This window comes from Nocardia inohanensis NBRC 100128, assembly GCF_001612945.1.
GTDB classification, from domain to species: Bacteria; Actinomycetota; Actinomycetes; order Mycobacteriales; family Mycobacteriaceae; genus Nocardia; species Nocardia inohanensis.
On sequence record NZ_BDBK01000005.1, the window covers coordinates 1 to 22,423 of the forward strand.

General features: G+C 67.0%; 28 protein-coding genes. 9 read left to right on the top strand and 19 right to left on the bottom strand.

What is annotated here, in order from left to right; genetic code table 11:
• Nucleotides 1-185: hypothetical protein (locus NI1_RS38805; RefSeq protein ID WP_218026742.1), on the top strand; the 185-nt coding region annotated here is incomplete at its 5' end.
• Between the two features lie 11 nt (nucleotides 186-196).
• Here NI1_RS38805 and NI1_RS39270 read toward each other — a convergent pair.
• A complete protein-coding gene (locus NI1_RS39270) occupies nucleotides 197-3,520 on the bottom strand; it encodes an FAD/NAD(P)-binding protein (protein WP_369690137.1) in 3,324 nt (1,107 codons plus the stop codon).
• 168 nt (nucleotides 3,521-3,688) lie between these two features.
• Between NI1_RS39270 and NI1_RS13385 the strand changes: the two genes are divergently transcribed.
• The gene (locus NI1_RS13385; protein ID WP_067819380.1) at nucleotides 3,689-4,324 is read left to right on the top strand and encodes a DUF4232 domain-containing protein; all 636 of its coding nucleotides are present in this window, start codon (nucleotides 3,689-3,691) and stop codon (nucleotides 4,322-4,324) included.
• 72 nt (nucleotides 4,325-4,396) lie between these two features.
• On the opposite strand, the gene NI1_RS13390 is transcribed toward NI1_RS13385, so the two are convergent.
• Nucleotides 4,397-5,593 carry an MFS transporter gene (locus NI1_RS13390; RefSeq protein ID WP_067819383.1) on the bottom strand — a complete coding sequence of 399 codons (1,197 nt, stop codon included), beginning with the start codon at nucleotides 5,591-5,593 and terminating at the stop codon, nucleotides 4,397-4,399.
• Nucleotides 5,594-5,731: 138 nt separating this feature from the next.
• Between NI1_RS13390 and NI1_RS13395 the strand changes: the two genes are divergently transcribed.
• On the top strand, nucleotides 5,732-6,190 hold the full coding sequence (locus NI1_RS13395; RefSeq protein ID WP_067819386.1) for a MarR family winged helix-turn-helix transcriptional regulator: 459 nt from the start codon (nucleotides 5,732-5,734) through the stop codon (nucleotides 6,188-6,190).
• A 45-nt stretch (nucleotides 6,191-6,235) separates the two neighbouring features.
• On the top strand, nucleotides 6,236-6,631 hold the full coding sequence (locus NI1_RS13400) for a VOC family protein (protein WP_067819389.1): 396 nt from the start codon (nucleotides 6,236-6,238) through the stop codon (nucleotides 6,629-6,631).
• Nucleotides 6,632-6,698: 67 nt separating this feature from the next.
• On the opposite strand, the gene NI1_RS13405 is transcribed toward NI1_RS13400, so the two are convergent.
• From NI1_RS13405 to NI1_RS13465, 13 genes are all read right to left on the bottom strand, one after another.
• On the bottom strand, nucleotides 6,699-7,271 hold the full coding sequence (locus NI1_RS13405; RefSeq protein WP_067819392.1) for a hypothetical protein: 573 nt from the start codon (nucleotides 7,269-7,271) through the stop codon (nucleotides 6,699-6,701).
• A gap of 420 nt (nucleotides 7,272-7,691) precedes the next feature.
• Nucleotides 7,692-7,988 (bottom strand): 30S ribosomal protein S17, encoded by a 297-nt coding sequence (gene rpsQ / locus NI1_RS13410; RefSeq protein WP_067819396.1) that lies wholly within the window; start codon nucleotides 7,986-7,988, stop codon nucleotides 7,692-7,694.
• The gene (rpmC, locus tag NI1_RS13415) at nucleotides 7,985-8,224 is read right to left on the bottom strand and encodes a 50S ribosomal protein L29 (protein ID WP_067819399.1); all 240 of its coding nucleotides are present in this window, start codon (nucleotides 8,222-8,224) and stop codon (nucleotides 7,985-7,987) included. Before rpmC ends, rpsQ begins: the two co-directional genes overlap by 4 nt.
• A complete protein-coding gene (rplP, locus tag NI1_RS13420; RefSeq protein ID WP_067819402.1) occupies nucleotides 8,224-8,640 on the bottom strand; it encodes a 50S ribosomal protein L16 in 417 nt (138 codons plus the stop codon). The genes rpmC and rplP overlap by 1 nt, the downstream gene beginning before the upstream one ends.
• Before the next feature lie 3 nt (nucleotides 8,641-8,643).
• Nucleotides 8,644-9,447 carry a 30S ribosomal protein S3 gene (gene rpsC, locus NI1_RS13425; RefSeq protein WP_067712152.1) on the bottom strand — a complete coding sequence of 268 codons (804 nt, stop codon included), beginning with the start codon at nucleotides 9,445-9,447 and terminating at the stop codon, nucleotides 8,644-8,646.
• Nucleotides 9,448-9,843 carry a 50S ribosomal protein L22 gene (gene rplV / locus NI1_RS13430; RefSeq protein ID WP_067819405.1) on the bottom strand — a complete coding sequence of 132 codons (396 nt, stop codon included), beginning with the start codon at nucleotides 9,841-9,843 and terminating at the stop codon, nucleotides 9,448-9,450. It abuts the gene before it with no gap.
• The gene (rpsS, locus tag NI1_RS13435) at nucleotides 9,840-10,121 is read right to left on the bottom strand and encodes a 30S ribosomal protein S19 (RefSeq protein ID WP_040804204.1); all 282 of its coding nucleotides are present in this window, start codon (nucleotides 10,119-10,121) and stop codon (nucleotides 9,840-9,842) included. The genes rplV and rpsS overlap by 4 nt, the downstream gene beginning before the upstream one ends.
• A 14-nt stretch (nucleotides 10,122-10,135) precedes the next feature.
• Nucleotides 10,136-10,966 carry a 50S ribosomal protein L2 gene (rplB, locus tag NI1_RS13440; protein WP_067712165.1) on the bottom strand — a complete coding sequence of 277 codons (831 nt, stop codon included), beginning with the start codon at nucleotides 10,964-10,966 and terminating at the stop codon, nucleotides 10,136-10,138.
• A 33-nt stretch (nucleotides 10,967-10,999) separates the two neighbouring features.
• Nucleotides 11,000-11,305: a 50S ribosomal protein L23 gene (gene rplW / locus NI1_RS13445; protein WP_067712168.1), complete on the bottom strand. Its 306-nt coding sequence runs from the start codon at nucleotides 11,303-11,305 to the stop codon at nucleotides 11,000-11,002.
• The gene (gene rplD / locus NI1_RS13450; RefSeq protein ID WP_067819408.1) at nucleotides 11,302-11,973 is read right to left on the bottom strand and encodes a 50S ribosomal protein L4; all 672 of its coding nucleotides are present in this window, start codon (nucleotides 11,971-11,973) and stop codon (nucleotides 11,302-11,304) included. Before rplD ends, rplW begins: the two co-directional genes overlap by 4 nt.
• On the bottom strand, nucleotides 11,970-12,635 hold the full coding sequence (gene rplC, locus NI1_RS13455; RefSeq protein ID WP_067819411.1) for a 50S ribosomal protein L3: 666 nt from the start codon (nucleotides 12,633-12,635) through the stop codon (nucleotides 11,970-11,972). The genes rplD and rplC overlap by 4 nt, the downstream gene beginning before the upstream one ends.
• A 14-nt stretch (nucleotides 12,636-12,649) precedes the next feature.
• Nucleotides 12,650-12,955, bottom strand: a complete 306-nt coding sequence (gene rpsJ / locus NI1_RS13460) for a 30S ribosomal protein S10 (RefSeq protein ID WP_040804197.1) — start codon at nucleotides 12,953-12,955, stop codon at nucleotides 12,650-12,652.
• Nucleotides 12,956-13,454: 499 nt separating this feature from the next.
• Nucleotides 13,455-13,850 carry a hypothetical protein gene (locus NI1_RS13465; RefSeq protein WP_157535111.1) on the bottom strand — a complete coding sequence of 132 codons (396 nt, stop codon included), beginning with the start codon at nucleotides 13,848-13,850 and terminating at the stop codon, nucleotides 13,455-13,457.
• Between the two features lie 141 nt (nucleotides 13,851-13,991).
• Here NI1_RS13465 and NI1_RS39850 point away from each other — a divergent pair, with 141 nt between their 5' ends.
• From NI1_RS39850 to NI1_RS13475, 3 genes are all read left to right on the top strand, one after another.
• On the top strand, nucleotides 13,992-14,120 hold the full coding sequence (locus tag NI1_RS39850; RefSeq protein ID WP_281179492.1) for a hypothetical protein: 129 nt from the start codon (nucleotides 13,992-13,994) through the stop codon (nucleotides 14,118-14,120).
• Between the two features lie 36 nt (nucleotides 14,121-14,156).
• The gene (locus NI1_RS13470; RefSeq protein WP_067819416.1) at nucleotides 14,157-14,633 is read left to right on the top strand and encodes a hotdog fold domain-containing protein; all 477 of its coding nucleotides are present in this window, start codon (nucleotides 14,157-14,159) and stop codon (nucleotides 14,631-14,633) included.
• Nucleotides 14,634-14,839: 206 nt separating this feature from the next.
• Nucleotides 14,840-16,057 (top strand): lycopene cyclase family protein, encoded by a 1,218-nt coding sequence (locus NI1_RS13475; protein ID WP_067819420.1) that lies wholly within the window; start codon nucleotides 14,840-14,842, stop codon nucleotides 16,055-16,057.
• On the opposite strand, the gene NI1_RS13480 is transcribed toward NI1_RS13475, so the two are convergent.
• Nucleotides 16,054-17,082, bottom strand: a complete 1,029-nt coding sequence (locus NI1_RS13480) for an SDR family oxidoreductase (RefSeq protein WP_067819424.1) — start codon at nucleotides 17,080-17,082, stop codon at nucleotides 16,054-16,056. The genes NI1_RS13475 and NI1_RS13480 overlap by 4 nt on opposite strands.
• A gap of 111 nt (nucleotides 17,083-17,193) precedes the next feature.
• Between NI1_RS13480 and NI1_RS13485 the strand changes: the two genes are divergently transcribed.
• Entirely contained in the window at nucleotides 17,194-17,892 is a 699-nt protein-coding gene (locus NI1_RS13485) for a hypothetical protein (RefSeq protein WP_067819426.1), read from the top strand.
• 31 nt (nucleotides 17,893-17,923) lie between these two features.
• Here the strand turns inward: NI1_RS13485 and NI1_RS13490 are convergent, their stop codons facing one another.
• Genes NI1_RS13490 through NI1_RS13500 form a run of 3 tightly spaced genes read right to left on the bottom strand, consistent with a single transcriptional unit; the run spans nucleotide 17,924 to nucleotide 20,609 of the window.
• On the bottom strand, nucleotides 17,924-18,790 hold the full coding sequence (locus NI1_RS13490) for an ABC transporter permease (protein WP_067819687.1): 867 nt from the start codon (nucleotides 18,788-18,790) through the stop codon (nucleotides 17,924-17,926).
• Complete coding sequence (locus NI1_RS13495; protein ID WP_067819428.1) at nucleotides 18,787-19,599, bottom strand: ABC transporter permease; 813 nt, start codon at nucleotides 19,597-19,599, stop codon at nucleotides 18,787-18,789. The genes NI1_RS13490 and NI1_RS13495 overlap by 4 nt, the downstream gene beginning before the upstream one ends.
• Nucleotides 19,596-20,609 carry a daunorubicin/doxorubicin resistance ABC transporter ATP-binding protein DrrA gene (locus NI1_RS13500; protein ID WP_067819431.1) on the bottom strand — a complete coding sequence of 338 codons (1,014 nt, stop codon included), beginning with the start codon at nucleotides 20,607-20,609 and terminating at the stop codon, nucleotides 19,596-19,598. The genes NI1_RS13495 and NI1_RS13500 overlap by 4 nt, the downstream gene beginning before the upstream one ends.
• 308 nt (nucleotides 20,610-20,917) lie before the next feature.
• Here NI1_RS13500 and NI1_RS13505 point away from each other — a divergent pair, with 308 nt between their 5' ends.
• A complete protein-coding gene (locus NI1_RS13505; protein ID WP_084523142.1) occupies nucleotides 20,918-22,414 on the top strand; it encodes an aldehyde dehydrogenase family protein in 1,497 nt (498 codons plus the stop codon).
• The last annotated feature ends 9 nt before the right edge of the window (nucleotides 22,415-22,423 follow it).

Below are 22,423 nucleotides of genomic sequence, written 5' to 3' on the forward strand. Positions count from 1 at the left end.
GATGCGCCGGGTTCCTGCTGGAGACACGCAGGAACTACGGGCGGGGATTCGCTGGCCCGCCGGATTTCCGACGCACGCACGCGGGAACTGGGGGCGGGTTCGCTGGTCGTGATCAGGGGGAACTGGTTGCGGATTTCATCGGCGGATGCCGCAACCAGTTCCCGGTGATCGCTCTGCCGGGTTGAGGGTTGCCCGGTCAGAGACGGCGGAGGACCCGGTCTACCAGGTCGGGGGCGGCGCCCAGGTAGTTCTCGGGGCGGAGCAGGTCGGCGAGTTCCGGTTTGGACAGGTGAAAGGCGATGTCCGGGGATTCGGCCAGGATGTCGGCCAATGGGCGGGCGGTCGATTGGGCTTCGAAGGACGCCGATTGCAGGGTTTTCTTGGCGACCGGTTTGCCGAGCAGTGGACCCAGGCGGATCGAGAGGCGTTCGGAGACAATCTGGCCCGCGCTGAGGGCCAGGTTCGCGGTCATGCGGTCGGCGTCGGCGGTCAGGCCGTCGGCGAGTTCCACGGCGGTGTGGGCCGCACCGCCGACCAGGAGCAGGCAGTCCCGCAGCGGACGCCATTCGGCATGCCAGGCCCCGGCGGGGCGCTCGTCCTCGGCGAGCAGCGTCCCGAAGAGGGTGGACGCCAAACCGGGGACTTGCAGGGCCGCCGCGCGAATCATGGTGCTGAGCACCGGATTTCGCTTCTGCGGCATGGCCGAGGATTCACCGCGGCCGGCCGCGGCGGGTTCGGCGAGTTCGCCCACCTCGCTGCGGGATTGGGAGATCACGTCCACCGCGAGCTTGCCGAGCACACCCGAGGTGAGCGCCAGCGCCGAGGCCAGATCCGCGATGGGCGTCCGAGCGGTGTGCCAGGGCATGGGGCTGGTGGCGAGCGAGAGTTCCGCCGCGAATTCCGCGGTGAGCCGCTGGGCGATCTCGGCGGCCGGGGCCTGGGCGAGTTCGGACTCCGCGCACCGGGCGCACTCCACATAGGAGGCGAGAGTGCCTGCCGCGCCGCCCAATTGGACCGGCAGCGTGGCACGGACCCCGGTGAGCCGGTCACGGGCGTCGAGCAGACCCTGCATCCAGATCGCCACTTTGGCGCCGAAGGTGGTGGGGACCGCGTGCATGGCGAGGGTACGGCCCGCGATCGGCGTGCTGCGATGGTCGCGTGCCAGGTCGGCGAGCGAGGCCAGCACACAGTCCAGGTCGGCGATGATGACCGAGAGCACCCTCGAGGCGATCAGCATGGCGGCGGTGTCCAGGATGTCCTGACTGGTGGAGCCGTAATGCACGTAGTCGGCACTGACCGGATCCACCTCGGCGACCGCGCGATGCAGCCGCTCCACGAAGCACACCACCGGATTCGCCGCTCCCCGTGCGGCTTCGGCGATCTCGCGCGGATCGAACTCGTGCTCGCGCACCGCGATGGCGAGGTGTTCGGTGACGGCCGGCGGCACCATGCCCAGCCGCGCCTGGGCCCGCGCGAGCGCCAGCTCCACCTCCAGCATGGCCTCGATCCAGGCATCGTCGCCCAGCAGGGATTCCACCGGCGTGCCCACGCCCACCGGGGTGAGCAGGCCGCACTCGACCGTCATATCGTCTTGCCTTTCAAGGGAATTCGCTGATTCTTGGTAGCGGTGGGCGGTGAGGATCTCGCGGGCGATGGCATCGCCGTCGGCGAGGGTCACCGAATTGACGCCGGGGCGCGGCCCGGCGGCGGTCACCCAGCGCACCGCCTCGGTCGGGACGCCGAAAGCGAAGCGGCGCGGGTGAATCCGGCCACCCGCCTCCACCACGTGGTGGGTGCCGGGCGCGACGGCCAGCCCGCCGGTGCGGTAGGCGCTGCCGTCCGGGGAGCCGATGACGTAGTCGCGGGCCTGTTCGCGGCGGACCAGGTTGCGCAGCAGGGGATCCGCGGTGCGCCGCAGGTCCGGGGCAGGCAGCCAGGCGTCGATGAGGGTGCGGCCGGTCACGACCGAGCCCCCGACCTGCGGTGAGCGCGCCACGAATTCGGGCCCGTCGATACCGACCCGCATACCGGGGCCGACCACCCGCACCACCCCGGCCCGGATGAGCGCCGCCAGCTCGGCGATCCGCCCGGCCGGCGGGCCGATGGAGAGGAAGGCGTTCATCGGCGTGTACCAGCGGTCCAGATCATCCCGATACGACGACCCCGCGATACCGCCGTAGTCGACCACGAGCCGGACCTCGTTGCGCAGATCCCGCAGCACATCGAGGGCGGCCTTCACCGGGCCGCGCACATTCCCCAATCTCGCCTGGCGCACATCGGCGTCCAGGTAGGCCAGCAGCCAGTCCTGGAAGGCCGCCGGATCGGTGAAGCGCTGCCCGCCGGTGGGGTCCACCAGGCTGAACCAGTCCCAGCGCTGCCGATCGTGAATACCGAAGCGCCCCAGCAGTTCTCCCGCTTCGACGGCGGTGGGAGCGGCGAGATAGCGGGCCCGGAAGGATTCCAGCCGGAGCGGGCTGAGCCGGTCGGCCAGCAGTCCGGAGTAGTACACCGACTCCACCTCGCGGGCGATCAGCGGCCACACGTCCTTGCGGAACGACACATCACCGGATTGCCGTGCGCGGCGGCGTAATTCGGCTATCCGCTCCGCATCGAGCAGCACCGGCAGGTACCGCTCGGCCACTCCCTTCTGGTTCTCGCCCCGCGCGTGATGCGGCACGCCGCGCCGGCAGCCCGCTATGATCTGCGGTTCCCGGCCGGACGGGATGTACTCCATTCCGGCATCGCATTCCTTGAACCGGCCGCCGCGCCCGGCGGTGAGCAGCACCAGATAGTCGAAGAAGGTGAGCCCGAGGCCGCGGATGAGCAGCGGTTCGCGCTCCGGAATCCGGTCGAGGTCGATATCGGCGGCATTGGCGGGCGGCACGTAGCCGAGGCCGAGCCGCCGCGCCGAATCCGGCAGCGCGCCGGGCTGGTTCGCGCCGAGTTCGGCCAGATGCCCCTGGGCCAGCACCACCGCGTGCAGTCCGCGCAGGCGTTCGCCGGTGCTCAGCTCCAGTTCTTGCAGGCCGCCGGGTCCGTCCCGCAAATCGACGGCGGTTGCCGTGATTTCGCGTGCGTGCACCCATTCCGCATAGTGATCACGAGTGCGTTCGAATACCCAGCGCAGGTAATGGCCGTAGAAGTAGCGCGGCGGATAGCTTTCCGGGCGGATGCGCTGCGCTTCCCGATAGGCGGCGGCGGGCAATCCCGCGAAATTGCCTATCTTGGCCAGAAAGTTGGCCCATTCGTACAGACTGGGTCCGCGATCGACCGGTCCGGCCATATCCACGCTGTCGTCGGTGAAGGCCGTAACCTGCTCTGCCACCGTGTTCATCAGCAGGTGGGCGGGTTGACCGGTACGCCATACGGCTCCGGTGCCGACCCGCGCGGAGTCGATGAGCACCAGTTCCACGCCCGCGGAATTACCTAACTGCCGGGCATTGGCACAAATTCGTTCGAAGACATTAAGACCACGCGGCCCCATTCCTACGATGGCAATCCGCAATGCGTTGCCGAGCATGCACTCTCACCGATCACGCTGAGAAATCATGCCCGGTAGCGGGCACGTCGCCGAGGTTAGCAGCGCCCGAATTATCCCTCAAGAACGCGCGGTTTCGAATGTCGGAATAGTCCCGAAAAGTGCTAATTTCCAGTCTCTCTCACGGGGACGCCGGTTTACCATTGAGCGATGACGGTGACCCGGAAGGTCCTCTGGTGCCTCATCGCGGCGAGCGCGGTCACCGCCGGCTGCGCGCCGGAGGACACCTCCAGCCCGCCGCGGGCCACCGAGACCACCTTCTCCGACATCACCACCACCGCACCGAGCCCGACCGGGCAACCGGCCACCAGCTCGGCGACCACGGCGCCGAGCGCGACGATCACGACCACCACCGCACCCGGCGGGCTGTCCGCCTGCCGGACACAGCAATTGGCGATCACGCTCGGTAGCGGTCAGGGTGCGGCGGGGCATCAGTACTTCCCGATCGTGTTCACCAATACCGGTACCGAGCCGTGCTCGATCCAGGGCTATCCCGGGGTGTCCTACACCGGCGGACCCGACGGCGGGCCGATCGGCGACCCCGCCACCCGTGACGGTGGCGACACCCCGGCGGTGCGACTGGAACCGGGGGCGCGCGCCGCATCGACCCTGGGGACCGTCACCAGCGTCGATGTCTACCCGGTGGACCAATGCCTGCCGGTGAACGTCGCGGGATTGCGGATCTATCCGCCGAACAACACCGAATCCGCCTTCATCGCCCAGGCGCGGACCTGGTGCAGCAAAGGCGGGAGCATGACCGTCAAACCGGTCGCGGCGGACAAATAGCCTTCCGCGCTGACATACGAGCAGGCCCGCTCACCGGCAAAGGGCAAGCGGGCCTTCGGGTTTCAGGGGCGATCAGCCTCGTGCGACGGCGAGCTCCGCGGGTGCGGCCACCGGCTCCCCGGACCGCCCCCGGCGCTCCAGCGCCGCCGACAGCACCGCCAGCCCGAGCGCGGCGGCCGCCATCGCCGCACCCACCCAGTTCGGCGCGGTATAGCCGAACCCGCCCGCCAGCACCAATCCACCCAGCCACGCGGCCAAGGCATTACCGAGGTTGAAGGCGCCGATGTTCATGGCGGAGGCCAGCGTCGGCGCGGAGTGCGCGTGGTCCAGCACCCGCTTCTGCAAGGACGGCACGCTCGCGAAACCCAGTGCGCCGACCAGGAACAGGGTGACGGCGGCGAGCACCTTGACGTGCGCGGTGACGGTGAACAGCATCAGGGTCAGGCTCAGGGCGGCCAGCGAGCCGTACAGCATGGGCATCAGCGCGCGGTCGGCGAACCTGCCGCCCAACAGGTTTCCGGCCACCATGCCCAGGCCGAGCAGGATCAGCAGCCAGCTCACCGAGGTGTCGGCGAAGCCCGCGACGGTGGTCATCATCGGGGCGATATAGGTGATGGCGGCGAATACCGCGCCGAAGCCGAGCACGGTCATGCCCATGGCCAGCAGGACCTGAATATTGCTGAAGGCGGCCACTTCCTGGCGTACCCGTACGTCCTCGGGTTTGGGCAGCTCCGGGACCAGCTTGGCGATACCGACCAGTCCGGCCACGCCCAGCAGCGCGACGACGGCGAAGGTGACGCGCCAGCCCACATGCTGGCCGATCAGCGTACCCAGCGGCACGCCAACCACATTCGCGATGGTCAGGCCGGTGAACATGGTGGCGATCGCGCCCGCCTTCTGGTCCGGCGCGACCAGCTCCGCGGCCACCACCGCGCCGATGCCGAAGAACGCGCCGTGCGCCAACGAGGCCACGATCCGGCCCAGCAGCATGATGCCGAAGGCGGGGGCGACGGCGGAGAGCAGATTGCCGGCGATGAACAAACCCATGAGCAGCATCAGCATTCGCTTGCGCGGGACCTTGGTGCCCAGCACGGTCATGATCGGCGCGCCGAGCACGACGCCGAGCGCGTAACCGGTGACCAGCCAGCCGGCGGTGGGGATGGTGACCGCGAACTCCCCGGCGACCTCGGGCAGCAATCCCATGATGACGAACTCGGTGGTTCCGATTCCGAAGGCCCCGATGGCCAGGGCGATCAGTGCGAGCGGCATGAGCCGATCCTTCCCGAACGATTGCAAAAGCGCTTAACGTGCACTCACAATAATTGCAGGCGCGGGTTATTTGCAAGCGCTGGCTATTGCGGGCGAGTGGTATCGTGGTGACAGCCGCCCTGACCAGAGGAAACGCCGATGACCGCCACCGATCCCGCCATGACCGTGCTCGCCCAAGGCTGGTGCGCGCTCTCACTGCTGCACGGCAGGATCGAAGCCCACATCGAACGCGCCCTCGAAGCCGGGCACGACCTCAGCGTCCGCGAATACTCCCTGCTCGACGTGCTCTCCCGGCAGCACGACGGCGACGGCGGCATGCTGAACATGAAGCAGGTGGCCGATGCCATCGTGCTGTCCCAGTCGGCCACCACCCGACTGGTCACCCGCCTCGAAGACCGCGGCCTCTGCGAGCGCTACCTCTGCCCGCACGACCGCCGCGGCATCTACACCAAGGTCACCGACGCCGGGCACGCCCTGCTCGCCGCGGCCCGCCCCACCAACGACGCCGCGCTGCGCGAAGCCCTGGACGAAGCCGCCAAGAATCCGGAACTCGCCCCGCTGGTCCGCGTGGTCGAAACCGCCACCGTCCCAGCCTGATCCGGAACCTCGCCGGAACCGCTCCATGCCCAGTAGATTCCGGCCATGCCACTCGGACACCTCGGCATCAATGTCAGCGACCTGACCGCCGCTCGCGCCTACTACGACGAGCTGATGCCCCTGCTCGACTACGAACCGTTGCTCGCCGACGACACCCAGTTCGCCTACTGGCCCGCCGCCCGCAAAATCGGCACCTACGTGTTCTTCTACCCGGCGGAGCGGCCCGGCTACTCGCGCGCCCTGCCGGGCCTGCAACACCTGGCCTTCATGGTGCCCACCCACGCGGCCGTCGACGCCGTGCACGACTGGGCGAAACGGCGCGGCGACGAAATCCTGCACCCGCCACAGGAATTCCCCCAGTATCCGCCGCCGTACTACGCCACCTTCTGGACCGGATTCGACGGCGTCATGCTGGAAGCCGTCTGCCACAAACCGGTGTGAGGCCCGCGCGAACAAAAGGCCCGCTTCCGGAGTGGAAGCGGGCCTTGGACTTACGAGGGAAAGCTGATCAGCAGTAGTAGCAGACGCCGTTGGCGGGGAGCTCGGTGAAGCATTCGGCGCACATGGCCTTGCGGACCTGCTCGGGCTTGATCTCGACGGGGGCGGGGGCCGCGGGCGCCGACTGGATGCGGATATTGCCGCCGGTCTTGGGGATGAGCGGGGGGATGCCGGGCGGGACGTCGGTGCCGTAAGCCGAGTAGCAGGCCCAGCGGGCGTAGGCGGCGTGGATCTCGAGGTCCTCGGGGACGGGGAGGACATTCAATTCCAGGACGTACTTGTAGCTTTCGGTGACCTTGTGGTTCTGCTTCAGGCAGAGCGAGGTCAGCGGGGGTTCGCCGGCATTGTGGGCGCGGCGGGCCACCTTGCGCAGGATGGCGTCCATCCAGGTGCGGGTGGGAGCGTCGGTGCGGATACCGGACATCTCCTGGATGCGGTCCGCAAGATCGTTGACGGTGATGAAATGGCCGTAGCCGGAAGCGGTTTCGATGAGCACCTCGTGGGCGGCCAGAGCCCATGCGATCGATGCTTCGCGGAAAGTCACCGCGGTGTGGTCGTCGGTCCGCCAGGCCCCAGAAGTCATTGTCGCAGCATCCCTCATAGCTCATCAAAGATAGCGACTCGAGCCGCAATACCAAAGTCAACGCGGTCTGTTTCGGATGTGATGAATCCTGGTGTGTCGCAGTAAATCTCCGGGACTCGCGTCCCAGACGGAATGCGCCTATGGGCAGGCCCACAAAAGAAAGAACGGCCCGCTGCCCTGACGGGCAGCGGGCCGATCGCATCAGGAGGGGAAGCTCCGCCGATCGGCCCACAATGAATTGGGTCCGCCGCTACATAAGGCCAGGCAGTGGGTCATCGGGCAGCGGGCCAGGCCACCGAACAGTCGGCCACCGCGGCCCGCCGACAGCGGGCCGATGTCTCCTCCCCCAAAAACACCGGCCCGCTTCCCTACTGGGAAGCGGGCCGAAATGTTCTTACGACGATCAAGTCGTGGAGAGGCTTACTTGGCCTTCTCCAGGACCTCGACCAGACGCCACCGCTTGGTGGCGGACAGCGGACGGGTCTCCATCAGCTGCACGCGGTCGCCGATGCCGGCGATCTCGTTCTCGTCGTGCGCCTTCACCTTCGAGGTGGTGCGGATGATCTTGCCGTAAAGCTTGTGCTTCACGCGATCTTCCAGCTCGACCACGATGGTCTTGGTCATCTTGTCGGAGACGACGTAGCCGATGCGCACCTTGCGCTGGCCCCGCTCCTCCTGCTTGGCCGGCGTCTTGGCCGGGCCCTTTACGTCGCTCATGCGGCGTCTCCCTTGCCTTCAGGACCGGAGGCCAGGCCGAGCTCGCGCTCGCGCATGACCGTGTAGATGCGGGCGATCTCATGACGGACCACACGCAGGCGACGGTTGTTCTGCAACTGACCGGTCGCCATCTGGAAGCGCAGGTTGAACAGCTCTTCCTTGTTCTCGCGCAGTTTGGCCACGAGCGCGTCGTCGTCGAGCTCGCGGAGCTCTGCGGCCGGATTAGCGGTAGCCATCAGAACTGCTCCTCCCTGGTCACGATGCGGCACTTCATGGGGAGCTTGTGCATCGCGCGGCGCAGGGCCTCACGAGCGGTCTCCTCGTTCGGGTAGGACATCTCGAACATGACCCGACCGGGCTTCACGTTCGCGATCCACCACTCCGGCGAACCCTTACCGGAACCCATGCGGGTTTCGGCCGGCTTCTTGGTGAGCGGGCGATCGGGGTAGATGTTGATCCAGATCTTGCCGCCACGCTTGATGTGGCGGGTCATCGCGATACGCGCCGACTCGATCTGACGGTTGGTCACGTAAGCCGGCTCCAGAGCCTGGATGCCGTACTCACCGAACGACACCGCGGTGCCGCCCTTGGCCATACCGGAACGGCCCGGGTGATGCTGCTTACGGTGCTTGACCTTGCGAGGCATCAACATAGGTCAGCCCTCCTGGGTCGTCTCTGCCGGAGCGTCCGCGACGGCAGTCGCGGCACGGCCGGCCTCAGTGCTGGTAGCCGTGGTGCCCTGGGCACCGGAACGACGGGGACGGCTCGGCCGCTCACGACGCTCGCGACGATCGCCCGACGGAGCGGCGGTCGCGGTGACCTCACGCTTGCCACCGACGATGTCACCCTTGTAGATCCAGACCTTCACGCCGATACGGCCGAAGGTGGTCTTGGCCTCGTACAGGCCGTAGTCGATGTCCGCACGCAGGGTGTGCAGCGGCACGCGACCCTCACGGTAGAACTCCGAACGCGACATTTCCGCACCGCCGAGACGGCCGGAGCACTGCACCCGGATGCCCTTGACGTTCGGCGAACGCATGGCCGACTGGATCGCCTTACGCATCGCGCGACGGAACGCCACACGGTTCGACAGCTGCTCGGCCACACCCTGAGCAACCAGCTGCGCATCCGACTCGGGGTTCTTGACCTCGAGGATGTTCAGCTGAACCTGCTTCTTGGTGAGCTTCTCCAGCTCGGCGCGGATGCGGTCGGCCTCCGCGCCACGACGGCCGATCACGATGCCCGGACGCGCGGTGTGGATATCCACACGGACGCGATCACGGGTGCGCTCGATCTCGACCTTGGAGATGCCGGCCCGCTCCATGCCAGTGGCGAGGAGCTTACGGATCGCGACGTCTTCCTTCACGTAGTCCGCGTACTGCTTGTCCGCGTACCAACGCGACTTCCAGTCCGTGGTGATGCCGAGGCGGAAGCCATGGGGATTGATCTTCTGTCCCATTTACTTTGCCCCTCCCTTCCGGTTACGAGTGGTACCGGCAGTGGGCACGCTCTCGACCTCGATGGTGATGTGGCTGGTGCGCTTGCGGATCCGGAACGCACGGCCCTGGGCACGCGGCTGGAAACGCTTCATGGTGGCGCCCTCATCGACGAACGCGGTCGAGATGACCAGCGTCGCCGGGTTGAGGCCGAGGTTGTTCTCGGCGTTGGCCGCGGCCGAAGCCACCACCTTGGCGACCGGCTCGCTCGCGGCCTGCGGAGCGAACTTCAGGATGTTGAGGGCGTCCTGGACGGAACGGCCGCGGACCAGGTCCACGACACGGCGCGCCTTCATCGGCGTCACGCGAACGTGCTTGGCGGTCGCGCGCGCGGTCAGGTTCTGAGTTTCAGTGCTCATCGCCGCTTGCTCTTCCGATCTTCCTTGACGTGGCTCTTGAACGTACGAGTCGGCGCGAACTCACCGAGCTTGTGTCCAACCATGTTCTCGGACACGAACACCGGCACGTGCTTGCGGCCGTCGTGGACCGAGAACGTGTGGCCGATGAAATCCGGAATGATGGTGGAACGACGCGACCAGGTCTTGATGACCTGCTTCGTGCCCTTCTCGTTCTGAACGTCCACCTTCTTGAGGAGGTGTCCGTCGACGAACGGGCCCTTCTTCAGGCTACGTGGCATCTTTAACCTCCTCCTTAACGCTTCTTGCCGCGGCGGCGGACGATGAGCTTGTCGCTCGGACGGTTGGGCTTACGGGTGCGGCCCTCGGGCTTGCCCCACGGCGAGACCGGGTGGCGACCACCGGAGGTCTTACCTTCACCACCACCGTGCGGGTGGTCGACCGGGTTCATGACCACACCACGGACGGTCGGGCGAACGCCCTTCCACCGCATACGGCCGGCCTTGCCCCAGTTGATGTTCGACTGCTCGGCGTTGCCGACCTCGCCGATGGTGGCGCGGCAGCGCACATCGACACGACGGATTTCACCGGAGGGCATACGCAGGACGGCGTAGGCGCCTTCCTTACCCAGCAGCTGGATGGACATGCCCGCGGCACGAGCCAGCTTGGCGCCACCACCCGGACGCAGCTCCACGGCGTGCACCGTGGTACCGGTCGGGATCGAGCGCAGCGGCAGGTTGTTGCCGGGCTTGATGTCGGCGCCGGGGCCGGACTCGATCTTCGTGCCCTGGGCGATGCCCTTGGGCGCGATGATGTAGCGCTTCTCGCCGTCCGCGAAGTGCAGCAGCGCGATGTTCGCGGTGCGGTTCGGGTCGTACTCGATGTGCGCGACCTTGGCCGGGATGCCGTCCTTGTCCAAACGACGGAAGTCGATCAGACGGTAGGCACGCTTGTGGCCGCCACCCTTGTGACGAGTGGTGATGCGGCCCTGAGCGTTACGGCCACCGGTCTTGGTGAGCGGACGCAGCAGCGACTTCTCGGGGGTCGAGCGGGTGATCTCGGCGAAGTCCGAGACCGAGGCACCGCGGCGACCCGGGGTAGTCGGCTTGTATTTACGGATTGCCATGAGTTCTTCTCTACTTTCTGAAGTCCCAGACGCTTACGCGACCGGGCCTCCGAAGATCTCGATGGGCTTGCTGTCGGCCGAGATGGTCACGAGCGCGCGCTTGGTGCTCTTGCGCGTGCCGTAACCGAAGCGGGTCCGCTTGCGCTTGCCCTGACGGTTGGCGGTGTTGACGGAGGTCACCTTGACGCCGAAAACCTTCTCGACGGCAATCTTGATCTGCGTCTTGTTCGAGTCCGGGTGCACGATGAAGGTGTAGGTGCCTTCTTCGATCAGTCCGTAGGACTTCTCGGAGATCACCGGCGCGAGCAGAATGTCGCGGGGGTCGGCGATGGTGGTCACTTGCTCTCCTCCTGTGCAGCTTCGGCAGGGCCGTGCACGAAGGCGTTGAGCGCCTCGACGGAGAAGATGACCTCATCGGCCTTCAGCACGTCGTAGGTGTTCAGCTGATCGGGAGCGATCGGGTGCACGTTCTGCAGGTTCGCCACGGACTTCCACGTGGTGACGTCCTCGCGGCCCACCACAACCAGGAGCTGCTTGCGGGTCGAGAGCTCGGCCAGGAAGCTCTTGGCGGCCTTGGTCGACGGGGTCTGACCGGCAACCAGTTCGGTGATGACGTGGATGCGCTCGTTGCGGGCGCGATCCGACAGGGCGCCACGCAGTGCGGCGACCTTCATCTTCTTGGGCAGGCGCTGGGTGTAGTCACGCGGCTGCGGGCCGTGGACGGTGCCACCGCCGGCGAACTGCGGCGCACGGGTCGAACCCTGGCGCGCGCGGCCGGTGCCCTTCTGGCGGTACGGCTTCTTGCCACCACCGCGGACTTCACCGCGGGTCTTGGTGGCGTGCGTGCCCTGGCGAGCCGCGGCCTGCTGGGCCACGACGACCTGGTGCATCAGCGCGATGTTCGCGGTCACGTCGAAGATCTCCGCGGGGAGCTCGACGGTGCCCTCGGTCTTGCCGCCGGCGGCCTTGACCGTGAGGGTCAGGTTGGTCTTGGTCTCGGTGCTCATGCCCGGGCACCACCCTTCACTGCACTCTTGACGATCACGACGCCGCCGGTGCGGCCCGGGATCGCGCCCTTGATCAGCAGCAGGCCGTTCTCGGCATCCACCTTGTGGACCGAGAGGTTCTGCGTGGTGACGCGGTCGTTACCCATCCGGCCGGACATGCGCATGCCCTTGAACACGCGGCCCGGGGTGGAGCAACCACCGATGGAGCCGGGGCGACGGTGCACAGCCTGCGCACCGTGCGAGGCACCCTGGCCACGGAAACCGTGACGCTTCATGGTGCCCGCGAAGCCCTTGCCCTTGGAGGTGCCGGTCACGTCGACGTAGCTGCCCTCTTCGAAAGCGTCGGCGTTGATCTCCTGGCCGACCTCGAAGGCCGAGGCGTCAGCGACGCGCAGCTCGGCGATGTGGCGGCGCGGGGTGACACCGGCCTTGGAGAACTGGCCGGAGACCGGCTTGTTCACCTTGCGCGGGTCGATGGCGCCGAAAGCGACCTGGACGGCGGAGTAGCCGTCGCGCTCCACGGTGCGGATCTGGGTAACGACGTTCGGACCGGCCTTGACGACGGTCACGGGAACGACGCGGTTCTTTTCGTCGAAGACCTGGGTCATGCCGAGCTTGGTGCCCAGGATGCCCGCGGCCGGACGAGTCTTGTTGTCAGTCATATTCGAAGTCCCCGTCACTGAATGTTGACGTCGACGCTGGCCGGCAGGTCGATACGCATGAGAGCGTCAACCGTCTTCGGCGTCGGGTCGAGGATGTCGATAAGCCGCTTGTGCGTACGCATCTCGAAGTGCTCGCGCGAGTCCTTGTACTTGTGCGGCGACCGGATGACGCAGTAGATGTTCTTCTCGGTAGGCAACGGCACCGGGCCGACCACACGGGCGCCGGTACGGGTCACCGTCTCGACGATCTTGCGCGCAGACGCGTCGATCGCCTCATGGTCGTAGGCCTTGAGCCTGATGCGGATCTTCTGTCCCGCCACGCTGAGTGTCCTTTTCTCCGCTTACGTTGTGATCCAAGAGGTTTCCCTCTCGAACCACCCTCATTTGCACAGCCCGAACACACGAAGACGCATCAGCCACAACACACACGACCGGCCCCTCGGGACCCGTCCATCGCCGCTGTTCATCTGTCATGGTTCATCCGGTCCACGCGGTCGGGCGTGTCGCGCCGCCGCACATTCCTCAGCCCTGAGCAAATCTCCACGAGCCTCGGAACAGTGTCCCGGACGCACCCACGCCGCTTTCAGGCGGGGTGCAAAATTCGGTCTTGCTTGCCTGTCACCTGCGCTGATCCAACGGAAAAGACGCAACCCGGTGTGGGCAACCCGAATAGTATGCCTCGAGCCCCGGGGCGACTTCAAATCGCCCCTCCCCCGGACTCCGGGGCGATGGCCCTGGTCACACCGGGTCGTCAGGGTGACCGAAAACGATCGGCCCGCAGCACAATCGGTGCCGCGGGCCGAAGTTCGGGAGAGCCGATTACTGGTCGAGCACTTCCACGACCATGTACGGGTGGCCGTTGTTCCAGCTCGGGTTGACCCAGGCCAGACCGAACTCACCGAAGCGGGAGTGCGCGACCTCCGAGATGACGTCGGACGGGTCGGCGTACACATAGTCGTCGTCCTGCGGCAGCCGCGACGCCGGATCCAGAATGTAGGTCAGATTGTCGCCGAGGAAACCGTTCAGCATCCCGGGCAGCGGGCTGTTGTTCAGCGCCGCGGCCTCGTTGCGATCCAGCGAAACTCCGGCATAGATACCGATGCTGGGGTCGCTGAACGGAGTGATGGCGGCAGCCGAGCCGGCCGAGCAGGTGGCGGCGGCAGCAGCGCCGGTGAGCGCCAGTCCCAGGGTCGCCACGGCGGTGCGAATACGCATGTTTTTCGAGATCTCCAATCCCCAACCGACCGGTGAATCGGCACCGGGACCACCCGTGTCCCGAGACACGGCTGCTCAAGCTAGCAATCGCCGGGCGATTCCATATCCGTCAGCGAATCGGTCATTGTTCACATTTCACCCATGATTTACCGCGGCCGCCACCCGCCTCCGCCGACCGGCCGCCTGCCGGACAACCTGTTGTTCGTCGTGGACAGCGAAACCATGGAAAGCATCGACCGCGCGCTGCGACGGCTACTCGATCTCCCGTAGTGACCGCGTATCTTACTTCTGAGTAAGATACGCGGCATGACCAAAGAGACCGCCACCTACCGCGGCTGGAAGAAGCTCCCCGACAACCGCATCGGCCACACCCTTTTCTCGCTCGGCATGGTCGCGCGCGTCCCCTACTTCGGCACCGTCCTCCCCAGCGTCGTCCGCCTGGAACCCGGCCTCTGCGAGGTCACCGCCCCCAAGTGGTTCGGCATCCACAACCACTTGGGTACCTTCCACGCCATCGCCGCCTGCAACCTGGCCGAGGTCGCCATGGGCATGCTGTCGGAGGCCACCGTCCCGGGCACCCACCGCTGGATCCCCAAGGCCATGAATGTCCAGTACTTGGCCAAGGCCAACTCCAGCCTCCGCGCCGTCGCCAAACTCCCCGAGGTCCCCGACTTCGACAAGATCACCGAGGGCCAGGAGCTCGTCGTCCCGGTCTCCATCTACGACAAAACCGGCCTCGAGGTCGTGCACGCCGACATCACCACCTGGGTGACGCCGAAGTAGGGGAACTCGGCAAGTCTGTTGCGGCCCAACGGACTTGCCGTATTCACCGGGTGGTCGCGGTTCGCCGCGTCCAGCCCGTGACCGTTGTCGGCTAGCCCGCTTGCCAGTTGCCTCGAATTCGCGCGATCGCAAGTGGGTGCGGGGTGGGGCCGGATTGATGGGATGCGGTCTGGTCCGGGGGTGGGTGGGGCTGTTTGAATGCGGGTATGAGTGGGCTGGAGGTCGGCGGGGCGGCCGATGTTTGTGTGGTGGGGCTGGGGCCTACGGGGCGGGCGGTGGCGCATCGGGCGATGGTGGCCGGGTTGCGGGTGGTGGGGGTGGATCCGCGGCCGGAGCGGTTGTGGGGGCCTACTTATTCGTGCTGGGTGGATGAGTTGCCGGAGTGGTTGCCGGGGAGTGCGGTCGGGAGCCGGATCGAGCAGCCGACGGTTTGGACGGGGGCGGCGCATCGGATTCCGCGGGCTTATTGCGTGTTGTCCAAGCAGGGGTTGTGGGATGCGCTGGCCTTGGATGACGCGACGGTGATCGCGGGGCGGGCGCGGATCGTGCAGCCGCATCGGGTGGAGTTGTCCGATGGGCGGGAGATCCGGGCGGCGACGGTGATCGATACGCGGGGGCAGTCGGGGCCGGGGCGGCGGCGACTGGCCAGTGCGCACGGGATCTTCGTGGATGCGGAGCGGGCCGCGCCGATGGTGGGCGAAGGCGAAGGGCTGCTGCTGGATTGGCGGGACGAGAACGGGGCCGGCAAGGATGCGCCGCCGTCGTTCTTGTATTCGGTGCCGCTGGGGGACGGCACGGTGATCTTCGAGGAGACCAGTCTCGGGCTCCGGGGTGGGATGCCGCAGCACGAGTTGCGCAGGCGGACGTTGAATCGGTTGAAGGCGCACGGGATTCGACTACGAGGGGATGAACCTACCGAGGCGGCGCACTATCCGCTGGATTGGGTGCCGCCGAAAGCCGGTCGGGGGCAGGTGATTCCGTTCGGGTCGCGGGGCGGGATGATGCATCCGATCACGGGATATTGCGTGGCGGATTCGCTGGCGCTGGCGGATGTGGCGGTCGGCGCGATCTTGAACGGTGAGGATCCGATCGAAGCACTGTGGCCGTGGCAGGCGCGGCTGGTCTATTGGATGCGGATGCGGGGGGTGTACGGGCTGGGGCGCTTGACGACCCCGCAGTCCATCGCCATGTTCGACGCGTTCTTCACGCGACCGCCCCGCCAGCAGCGCGCCCTGCTGTCGGCGCATGACGACTACACCGCGCTGGGCACCGCCTTGTTCATGACGGTGGCCACCACCTGGCCGTTCCGGTGGCGGTACGACCTGGTGGGCTGGACGAACCGGAATCGCTGGGTGGATTGGGATTTCGGGGATCCGCGGGATCTGGCGGAGCAACTCGCCGATGAGCTGCCCGGGCAGCCCTAGACCCAGTTCTCGATCCAGTATTTCCAGATGACCGGCGCGTAGCCCGCGAGCGGCGGCACCTTGATATCGGTGCCCGCCAATGCGGCTTCGGCGTGCCGGGATTCGAAGCAGCAGCTGAGCTCGCTGTGTTCGATGACCTCCATCGGCATCCCGATCTGCCGCAGCGCCCAGCCCATGCCGGGCACGCGCAGGGTCATGTCGAGGGTCTGTTTGGGCATGACCTCGACCAGATGCGGTGCACCGGCTTCGTCGGCGAACAGGTTGAACACGTCGGCCACGCTCTGCCGCCGCGGATCGACCAGGTGATAGGTGGTGTCCTCGCCGCCGGTCCGGTGCGCGATGTGATCCAGCGCCCGAGCCACGAAATCGACCGGCACCATATTGGTTTCGCCGAGCCGCGGCGCGACCACCGGCAGAATGCGCGGCAGCTGAGCGGCCATGCGCAGCAGCCGGAAGAAGTAGTACGGCCCTTCGATGCGATCGATCTCGCCGGTCCGTGAGTGGCCGATGACGATGCCCGGCCGGTAGATCCGCCACGGCACCTTCGATTGTTCCCGCACCGCCTGCTCGGCCTTCAGCATGGCGCGCTGATACGGCGTGGTCAGCAGCTGCCCGACATCGAACATGTTCTCGGTGAAGAGCCCGTCCCACGCCCCGGCGACCTGCACCGTCGAAACATGGTGCAGCTGACCGGCTTCCACGCTCGCGGCGAAGTCGACCACCCGCCGGGTGCCGCCGCCGGGCGCCACCGCATCGAACCCGCCGGCCAGGTGGAACACCTGGTCGATGGAGCCGCGATGCGCCGCAACCCATCCCGGATCGATGCCCAGCCCCGGCGCGGTGAGATCGCCGCGCACCGGTTTGATGCGATCGCGGGCATCCCACGCGTGCATGCACCGATTGAAGCGCAGCACCGAATCCTCGCCGGGCCGCACCAGCACATGGATGTCCCCGTCGCGCTTCAGCAATTCGGGAAGTAGAAACCGACCGATGAACCCGGTTGCCCCGGTAACCAGGTAAGCCATGCCGCCACTTTAACGTGATGCGCGCCACACTTGCCGCGCGGATCGGTCAGCGCCGACAAACCGGGCGATCCATACAGCGTCCGAACGGCTATCCGATGGCATGCTGTCGCAGTGAATCCTCGACTGCTCGCGATTTCCCTGCCGGTGCTCGCCTGTCTGCTGATCACCGGATGTGGCGACAACGCCTCCCCTGCCTCCAGCGGCACCCCGAGCACCCCGCGCGAACAGCTACTACTCGCCGAGAGCGAATTTCCAGCGGGGGCAAAGCATATGGACATTCCCGCCGACAAACTGCGCGACGCCGCCTCGGATGTGGCGAGCCTGCAATCGGATGCGGTCGTCACCCCCGAGTCCTGCCGCGGCATCCAGATCGATGCGGCGAAATTGACCGAGCAGGCGCTGAAGGATTCGTCGGTGACGGCCGCGTCCCAGGACGCGACCGTCTACGTCGAATACGTGGCGAGCCGCAACACCGACCTGAAGCGGTTCGCCGCCAACAACGCGCAGTGCAAACAGCTGACGGGCAGCAATGTCATCGACGGCGACAAGGTCGAAACCAAGGTCGAGATCAAGGATCTGAGCGCGCCCGGCGACCTGAAGGGCGTGGACACCCTGGTCTACCTCTCGGACTCCTCGTCCACCGCGCCCGGCGTGACCGAGCCGATCAGCAGCACCGCCTACATGGGCTGGGCCACCCTGCGCGACACCACCGTCGCGGTGCGGGTGGCCTCGATGTCCGGCCCGGTCGACCGTGCCAAGGCCGAACGGTTCTTCGTCGACGCCGTGCGAAAGATCCAGGACGCCGAGTAGACCCGGGCCGGGTCACCGATCGGACCGGGGCTCAGGCCCCGGTCTCGGCCGCGCGCTGGTAACCGCGCACGGCCGGGTAGGCGAACACCACGATGATGCCGAGCGTCCAGGCCAGTGTTTTCAGCAGCGGCGTCGCGATCGGCCCGTCGTAGGCCAGCCCGCGCATGGCGTCGATGGCCGTGCTCATGGGCTGGTTCTCGACGGTCTTCTGCAACCACACCGGATACGCGTACACCGGCACGAATCCGGAGTTGAAGAACATCAGCAGGTTGGTGACCAGGCCGACCATGGAGACCAGCAGGATGCCTTCGGAGAAGGTGGCCAGCGCCGTGATCAGCACCGCGAACGCCATGCCGAACAGGATCGGGATGCCGAACATGGCGATGGAAGCCCAAGGCCCGTACCAGAATCGGAAGCCCAGCACGAGCCCGACGGCCACCACGAACAGCGAGGTGACCAGCACCCGGATGCCCTCGGCCAGCAGTCGCCCGGTGAGCCCGGCCGCCCGGTGCACCGGCATGGTGTGGAACCGCCCGAGCAGACCGGTCGCCTTCTCGGTCTTGAACCCGAGCGCACTGATCACCGAACCGGACATGGCGGCCACCAGCATGATCATCGGCACCGTGCCGTACACCGAGGGCACGCCGGTGACCGAGGTGATGGAATCGCCGAGCACGATCCGGAACATGATCAACGTCAGAGCCGGGTAGACCAGCGACTGAATGGTGGTCGCGGGATCGCGCATCCAGCCCAGCAGCAGTCGCTTGCACTGGATCCCGGTCTGCTCGATCCACACCGTGAACGCGCGCTCCGAACGCGGCGCGACGGCGGGCAGCGGCTGATGCCCCGCCCACGAATCCTGGACCGCTGCGGGCGAATCCGTCTCAATAACCGTCATGACCGCCTCACACTCGCCCACACGGCCACCGGGGTGAAGACGACGACGAAGCCGACGATCCACAACAGCGGCACCCAGAACACCGCCCAAGTCACCCCGTCCGCGGCCATATCGCGCATGGCATAGGACAGCTGTGAGATGGGCTGATTACGCACGAACGGCCGAATCCACGCCGGGAAGCCGGATTCCGGCACGAACCCGCAGGAGAGCATGCCGAAGATCAGCGTCGGCAAAGTCAGTGCCTGACTCAGCGATTCGGGGCTCTTGGTGATGGACCCGAGCGCGTCCGCGCCGATCGAGAGCGCCGTGCCGACGACGAGAGCGAAGCCGCAGAACAGGATCGCCTGATCCCAGCCCGCGTGGAACCGGAAGCCGATCATGTGACCCCAGCCGAGGGCCGCGATCAAGGACACCACCGAGCGCACCAGGCCCGCGCTGAGCCGCGACAGCAGCGGCACCAGCTTCCCGATCGGCATGGTCTGCATGCGGGTATTGAGTCCGGTGAGCGATTCGAACGCCGACAGCTGCGCGTTCGACATCATGGTGAAGGACATGGTCTGCAACACGATGATGGGCATGACGAACTGCGCGTAGTTCACGCCCTTGAACGCCATGACGTACTTCAGCGGCAGGAAGAACCCGAGCGTGAACACCAGCGGGGTGATGACCGCGACGATGAGCTCGCCCTTGGTCGCCATCACCCAGACGATGCGCCCGGTCAGGGCCCGCCACTGCGCGAAGCTGGATGGTTTTGCGGGCGGCAGTCCGGCGAAGAGATCGGTGCCGCCGGCCACGGCGGGGGCGCTCACGCTTCGACTTCCTTGCTGCCGGAATGCCCGGTGAGGGAAAGGAATACGTCGTCGAGGGAGGGCCGGCGCAGGCCGATGTCGGCGAGCTTGACCCCGGCGCTGTCGAGCCGGCGCAGCGCCTCGGAGAGGGTGGCGGCGCCTTCGGGGGCGGGAATGGAGAGCCGGTCGGTCTTGCCGATCTCGGCGCGCACCGCGTCGGGCACCAGGTCGCCGAGCGCGTCGGCGGCCGTGCTCACCTGACTGGGGTCCAGCGGCACCACCTCGCAGTAGCTGCCGCCGGTCTTCTCCTTGAGCGCGTCCGCGGTGCCCTCGGCGATGACGGTGCCCTTGTCGATGACGATGATGTTGTCGCTGAGCACGTCGGCCTCTTCGAGGTACTGCGTGGTCAGCAGGACGGTGATGCCCTGGGTCTTGAGCGCGCTGACCAGATCCCACACGCCCTGGCGGCTGCGCGGGTCCAGGCCGGTGGTGGGCTCGTCGAGGAACACCACCTCGGGTCGCACCACCAGACCGCAGGCGATGTCGACGCGGCGGCGCATACCGCCGGAGTAGCCGCGCACCGGCCGCCGGCCCGCGCTGGTGAGATCGAACTCCTCGAGCAGGGTGTCGGCGCGCTGCCGGGCGGCTTTGCGGGGCAGGCCCATCAGGCGGCCGAAGAGTTCCAGGTTCTCGCGGCCGGAGAGGTTCTCGTCCAGGGCGGCGTACTGGCCGGTCATCATGATGGAGCGGCGCACCGCGGGGGCATCGGTGCGCACATCGTGTCCGGCGACCCGGGCGATGCCGGAGTCGGGGCGCAGCAGGGTGGAGAGGATCTTGACGGTGGTGGTCTTGCCCGCGCCATTGGGCCCGAGAATGCCGAGCACCTGGCCGCGGGCCGCGGTGAAGCTGACCCCTTGCAGGGCGTGCACGTCGCCGAACGACTTGCGGATGTCTTCGACATACACCGCCGGATCGCTACTCGATTTCAGCGTTTCCGCTGGTTGCGTATCCGGTTTGTCCAAGGTCGGCATCAACTCTCCACTATCGGCAGTTCGGGCAATGGCGTCGCCCCGTGCGGCGGGTCCCCACACCCCCGCCGGGATGATCCACTCCACCGCCGGTGATGTTACCGGCGGACAAGTTACGAGGCCGTTGCTTCACCGAAGCATCTATCACCGGCTTGTGTGCTTGGTCACAAACCGTCAGGTAGGTGAATAGCCGCAGATCCAGGCGCAGACCGGGCGGTATGCCGAAATTTCGCTACCTTGTCGCAGCTGCGACCCGGACCCTACTCTGACGGGACGGGGAGACATTCAGATTGGCCCTGGAGAGGTGACCCATGGCCGAATCCGCACAGCGCAAGACGGCGGCGCACACCGGCGCACACCGGCCCAAGGTTCTGACGTCCTACGATCCACGCACCGGCGAGACCGTCGGCGACTTCGCCATCATGGGCGCGGGTGAACTGACCCGCACCGTGCGCTCCGCGCGTGCCGCCGAACAGTGGTGGGCCACAATCGGTTTCGACGGCCGCAAACGCTGGCTGCTGGATTGGAAACGCAGCATCGCGCGCGGCACCCGGGAACTGGTGGAGCTGATCAGCAACGAGACCGGCAAACCGCGCATGGACGCCGCCATCGAGGTGACACTCGCGGTGGAGCAATTGGATTGGGCGGCCCGCAAGGCCGAGCACGCCCTGCACCGCTCGCCGCGCACGGCCCGGTTCGCCCGAAATCCGCAGGGCGCCATCGGATATCTGCCGCTGGGCGTGGTCGGGGTGCTCGGCCCCTGGCACAATCCCGTTCTCACCCCGATGAATTCGATCGCCAGTGCGATGGCCGCCGGGAACGCGGTGGTCTTCAAGCCCAGCGAGCTGACCCCCGCCGTCGGCGTCTGGCTGGCCGATGCCTGGACTCGGCTGGCCCCGAATCAGCCTGTGCTGCAAGTGGTCACCGGCGACAGCTCGACCGCCGCCCTGCTCTGCAAATCGAAGCTGGACAAGATCTCCTACAGCGGTTCGGCCGCGGGGGCGCGGGAAGTCACCGCGCTCTGCGCGCAGTCCGGCACCCCGCTGACGCTGGAGCACGGCACGCGCGGCGCCATGGTGGTGCAGGTGGACGCCCGGCTGGACACCGCCGCCGCGGCCGCCGTCTACGGGTCGATGGCCAATGCCGGTCAGCATCCGGCTGGGGTGCACCGGGTCTATGTCGCCGATTCGGTCTACGAACCGTTCCTGGCCCTGGTCGCCGAGCAGGCCCGCCGCCTGCGTCCGGGCGCGGACCGCCGCGCCACCTACGGCCCGATGACCTTGGATACCTCCATTGACGTGGTGCGCCGGCAGGTGCGCGATGCGCTCAGCCGCGGCGGCCGGGCGGTGGTCGGCAGCCTGGAGTCGATTCGCGAGCCGTATATCGAGCCGATCGTGCTCACCGATGTGCCCGACGTGAGCACCGCCGTGACGGGCGAACCGGCCGGGCCGGTGCTCATCGTCGTGCGGGTGGCCGATATGGACGAGGCGGCCGAGCGCATAAATGCCGTCGAGCGGATCGGTGAGAAGCCCGGGCCGGTAGCGGTTTTCACCCGGGATGTGCGCAGCGTGCCCGAGTTCGCGCAGCAGTTGCGCACCGAGCTGGTGACGGTCAATGCCACACCGGTGTACGGCGTATCCGGTCCGGGGCGCATCCGCGATCCGCGGCAGCTGCGGGAATTCACTCGCGTCCAAGCCATTTCGGATGGCCGCTTCCGCGATCCGGTCTTCAGCAGCTTCGACAACAACCCGCGCCGGCTGCGCATGGCACGCGCACTGTTCCGCATGCGCCACCGCGTCTGGCGCTAGCACCCCGTC

Excerpts from the sequence above, each read along its gene's own strand:
- NI1_RS13395 (WP_067819386.1), top strand. The coding sequence starts at position 5,732 with ATGACCGCCACCGATCCCGCCATGACCGTGCTCGCCCAAGGCTGGTGC.
- NI1_RS39850 (WP_281179492.1), top strand. The coding sequence starts at position 13,992 with ATGATTTACCGCGGCCGCCACCCGCCTCCGCCGACCGGCCGCCTGCCG.
- NI1_RS13480 (WP_067819424.1), bottom strand. The coding sequence starts at position 17,082 with ATGGCTTACCTGGTTACCGGGGCAACCGGGTTCATCGGTCGGTTTCTA.
- NI1_RS13475 (WP_067819420.1), top strand. The coding sequence starts at position 14,840 with ATGAGTGGGCTGGAGGTCGGCGGGGCGGCCGATGTTTGTGTGGTGGGG.
- rplC (WP_067819411.1), bottom strand. The coding sequence starts at position 12,635 with ATGACTGACAACAAGACTCGTCCGGCCGCGGGCATCCTGGGCACCAAG.
- rpsC (WP_067712152.1), bottom strand. The coding sequence starts at position 9,447 with ATGGGACAGAAGATCAATCCCCATGGCTTCCGCCTCGGCATCACCACG.
- rpsQ (WP_067819396.1), bottom strand. The coding sequence starts at position 7,988 with ATGAGCGACGTAAAGGGCCCGGCCAAGACGCCGGCCAAGCAGGAGGAG.
- NI1_RS13505 (WP_084523142.1), top strand. The coding sequence starts at position 20,918 with ATGGCCGAATCCGCACAGCGCAAGACGGCGGCGCACACCGGCGCACAC.
- rpsS (WP_040804204.1), bottom strand. The coding sequence starts at position 10,121 with ATGCCACGTAGCCTGAAGAAGGGCCCGTTCGTCGACGGACACCTCCTC.
- rplD (WP_067819408.1), bottom strand. The coding sequence starts at position 11,973 with ATGAGCACCGAGACCAAGACCAACCTGACCCTCACGGTCAAGGCCGCC.
- rplV (WP_067819405.1), bottom strand. The coding sequence starts at position 9,843 with ATGAGCACTGAAACTCAGAACCTGACCGCGCGCGCGACCGCCAAGCAC.
- rplB (WP_067712165.1), bottom strand. The coding sequence starts at position 10,966 with ATGGCAATCCGTAAATACAAGCCGACTACCCCGGGTCGCCGCGGTGCC.
- NI1_RS13500 (WP_067819431.1), bottom strand. The coding sequence starts at position 20,609 with ATGCCGACCTTGGACAAACCGGATACGCAACCAGCGGAAACGCTGAAA.
- NI1_RS13390 (WP_067819383.1), bottom strand. The coding sequence starts at position 5,593 with ATGCCGCTCGCACTGATCGCCCTGGCCATCGGGGCCTTCGGAATCGGA.
- rpmC (WP_067819399.1), bottom strand. The coding sequence starts at position 8,224 with ATGGCTACCGCTAATCCGGCCGCAGAGCTCCGCGAGCTCGACGACGAC.
- NI1_RS39270 (WP_369690137.1), bottom strand. The coding sequence starts at position 3,520 with ATGCTCGGCAACGCATTGCGGATTGCCATCGTAGGAATGGGGCCGCGT.
- NI1_RS13405 (WP_067819392.1), bottom strand. The coding sequence starts at position 7,271 with ATGACTTCTGGGGCCTGGCGGACCGACGACCACACCGCGGTGACTTTC.
- rplP (WP_067819402.1), bottom strand. The coding sequence starts at position 8,640 with ATGTTGATGCCTCGCAAGGTCAAGCACCGTAAGCAGCATCACCCGGGC.
- NI1_RS13465 (WP_157535111.1), bottom strand. The coding sequence starts at position 13,850 with ATGCGTATTCGCACCGCCGTGGCGACCCTGGGACTGGCGCTCACCGGC.
- NI1_RS13470 (WP_067819416.1), top strand. The coding sequence starts at position 14,157 with ATGACCAAAGAGACCGCCACCTACCGCGGCTGGAAGAAGCTCCCCGAC.
- NI1_RS13400 (WP_067819389.1), top strand. The coding sequence starts at position 6,236 with ATGCCACTCGGACACCTCGGCATCAATGTCAGCGACCTGACCGCCGCT.
- NI1_RS13385 (WP_067819380.1), top strand. The coding sequence starts at position 3,689 with ATGACGGTGACCCGGAAGGTCCTCTGGTGCCTCATCGCGGCGAGCGCG.
- NI1_RS13490 (WP_067819687.1), bottom strand. The coding sequence starts at position 18,790 with ATGACGGTTATTGAGACGGATTCGCCCGCAGCGGTCCAGGATTCGTGG.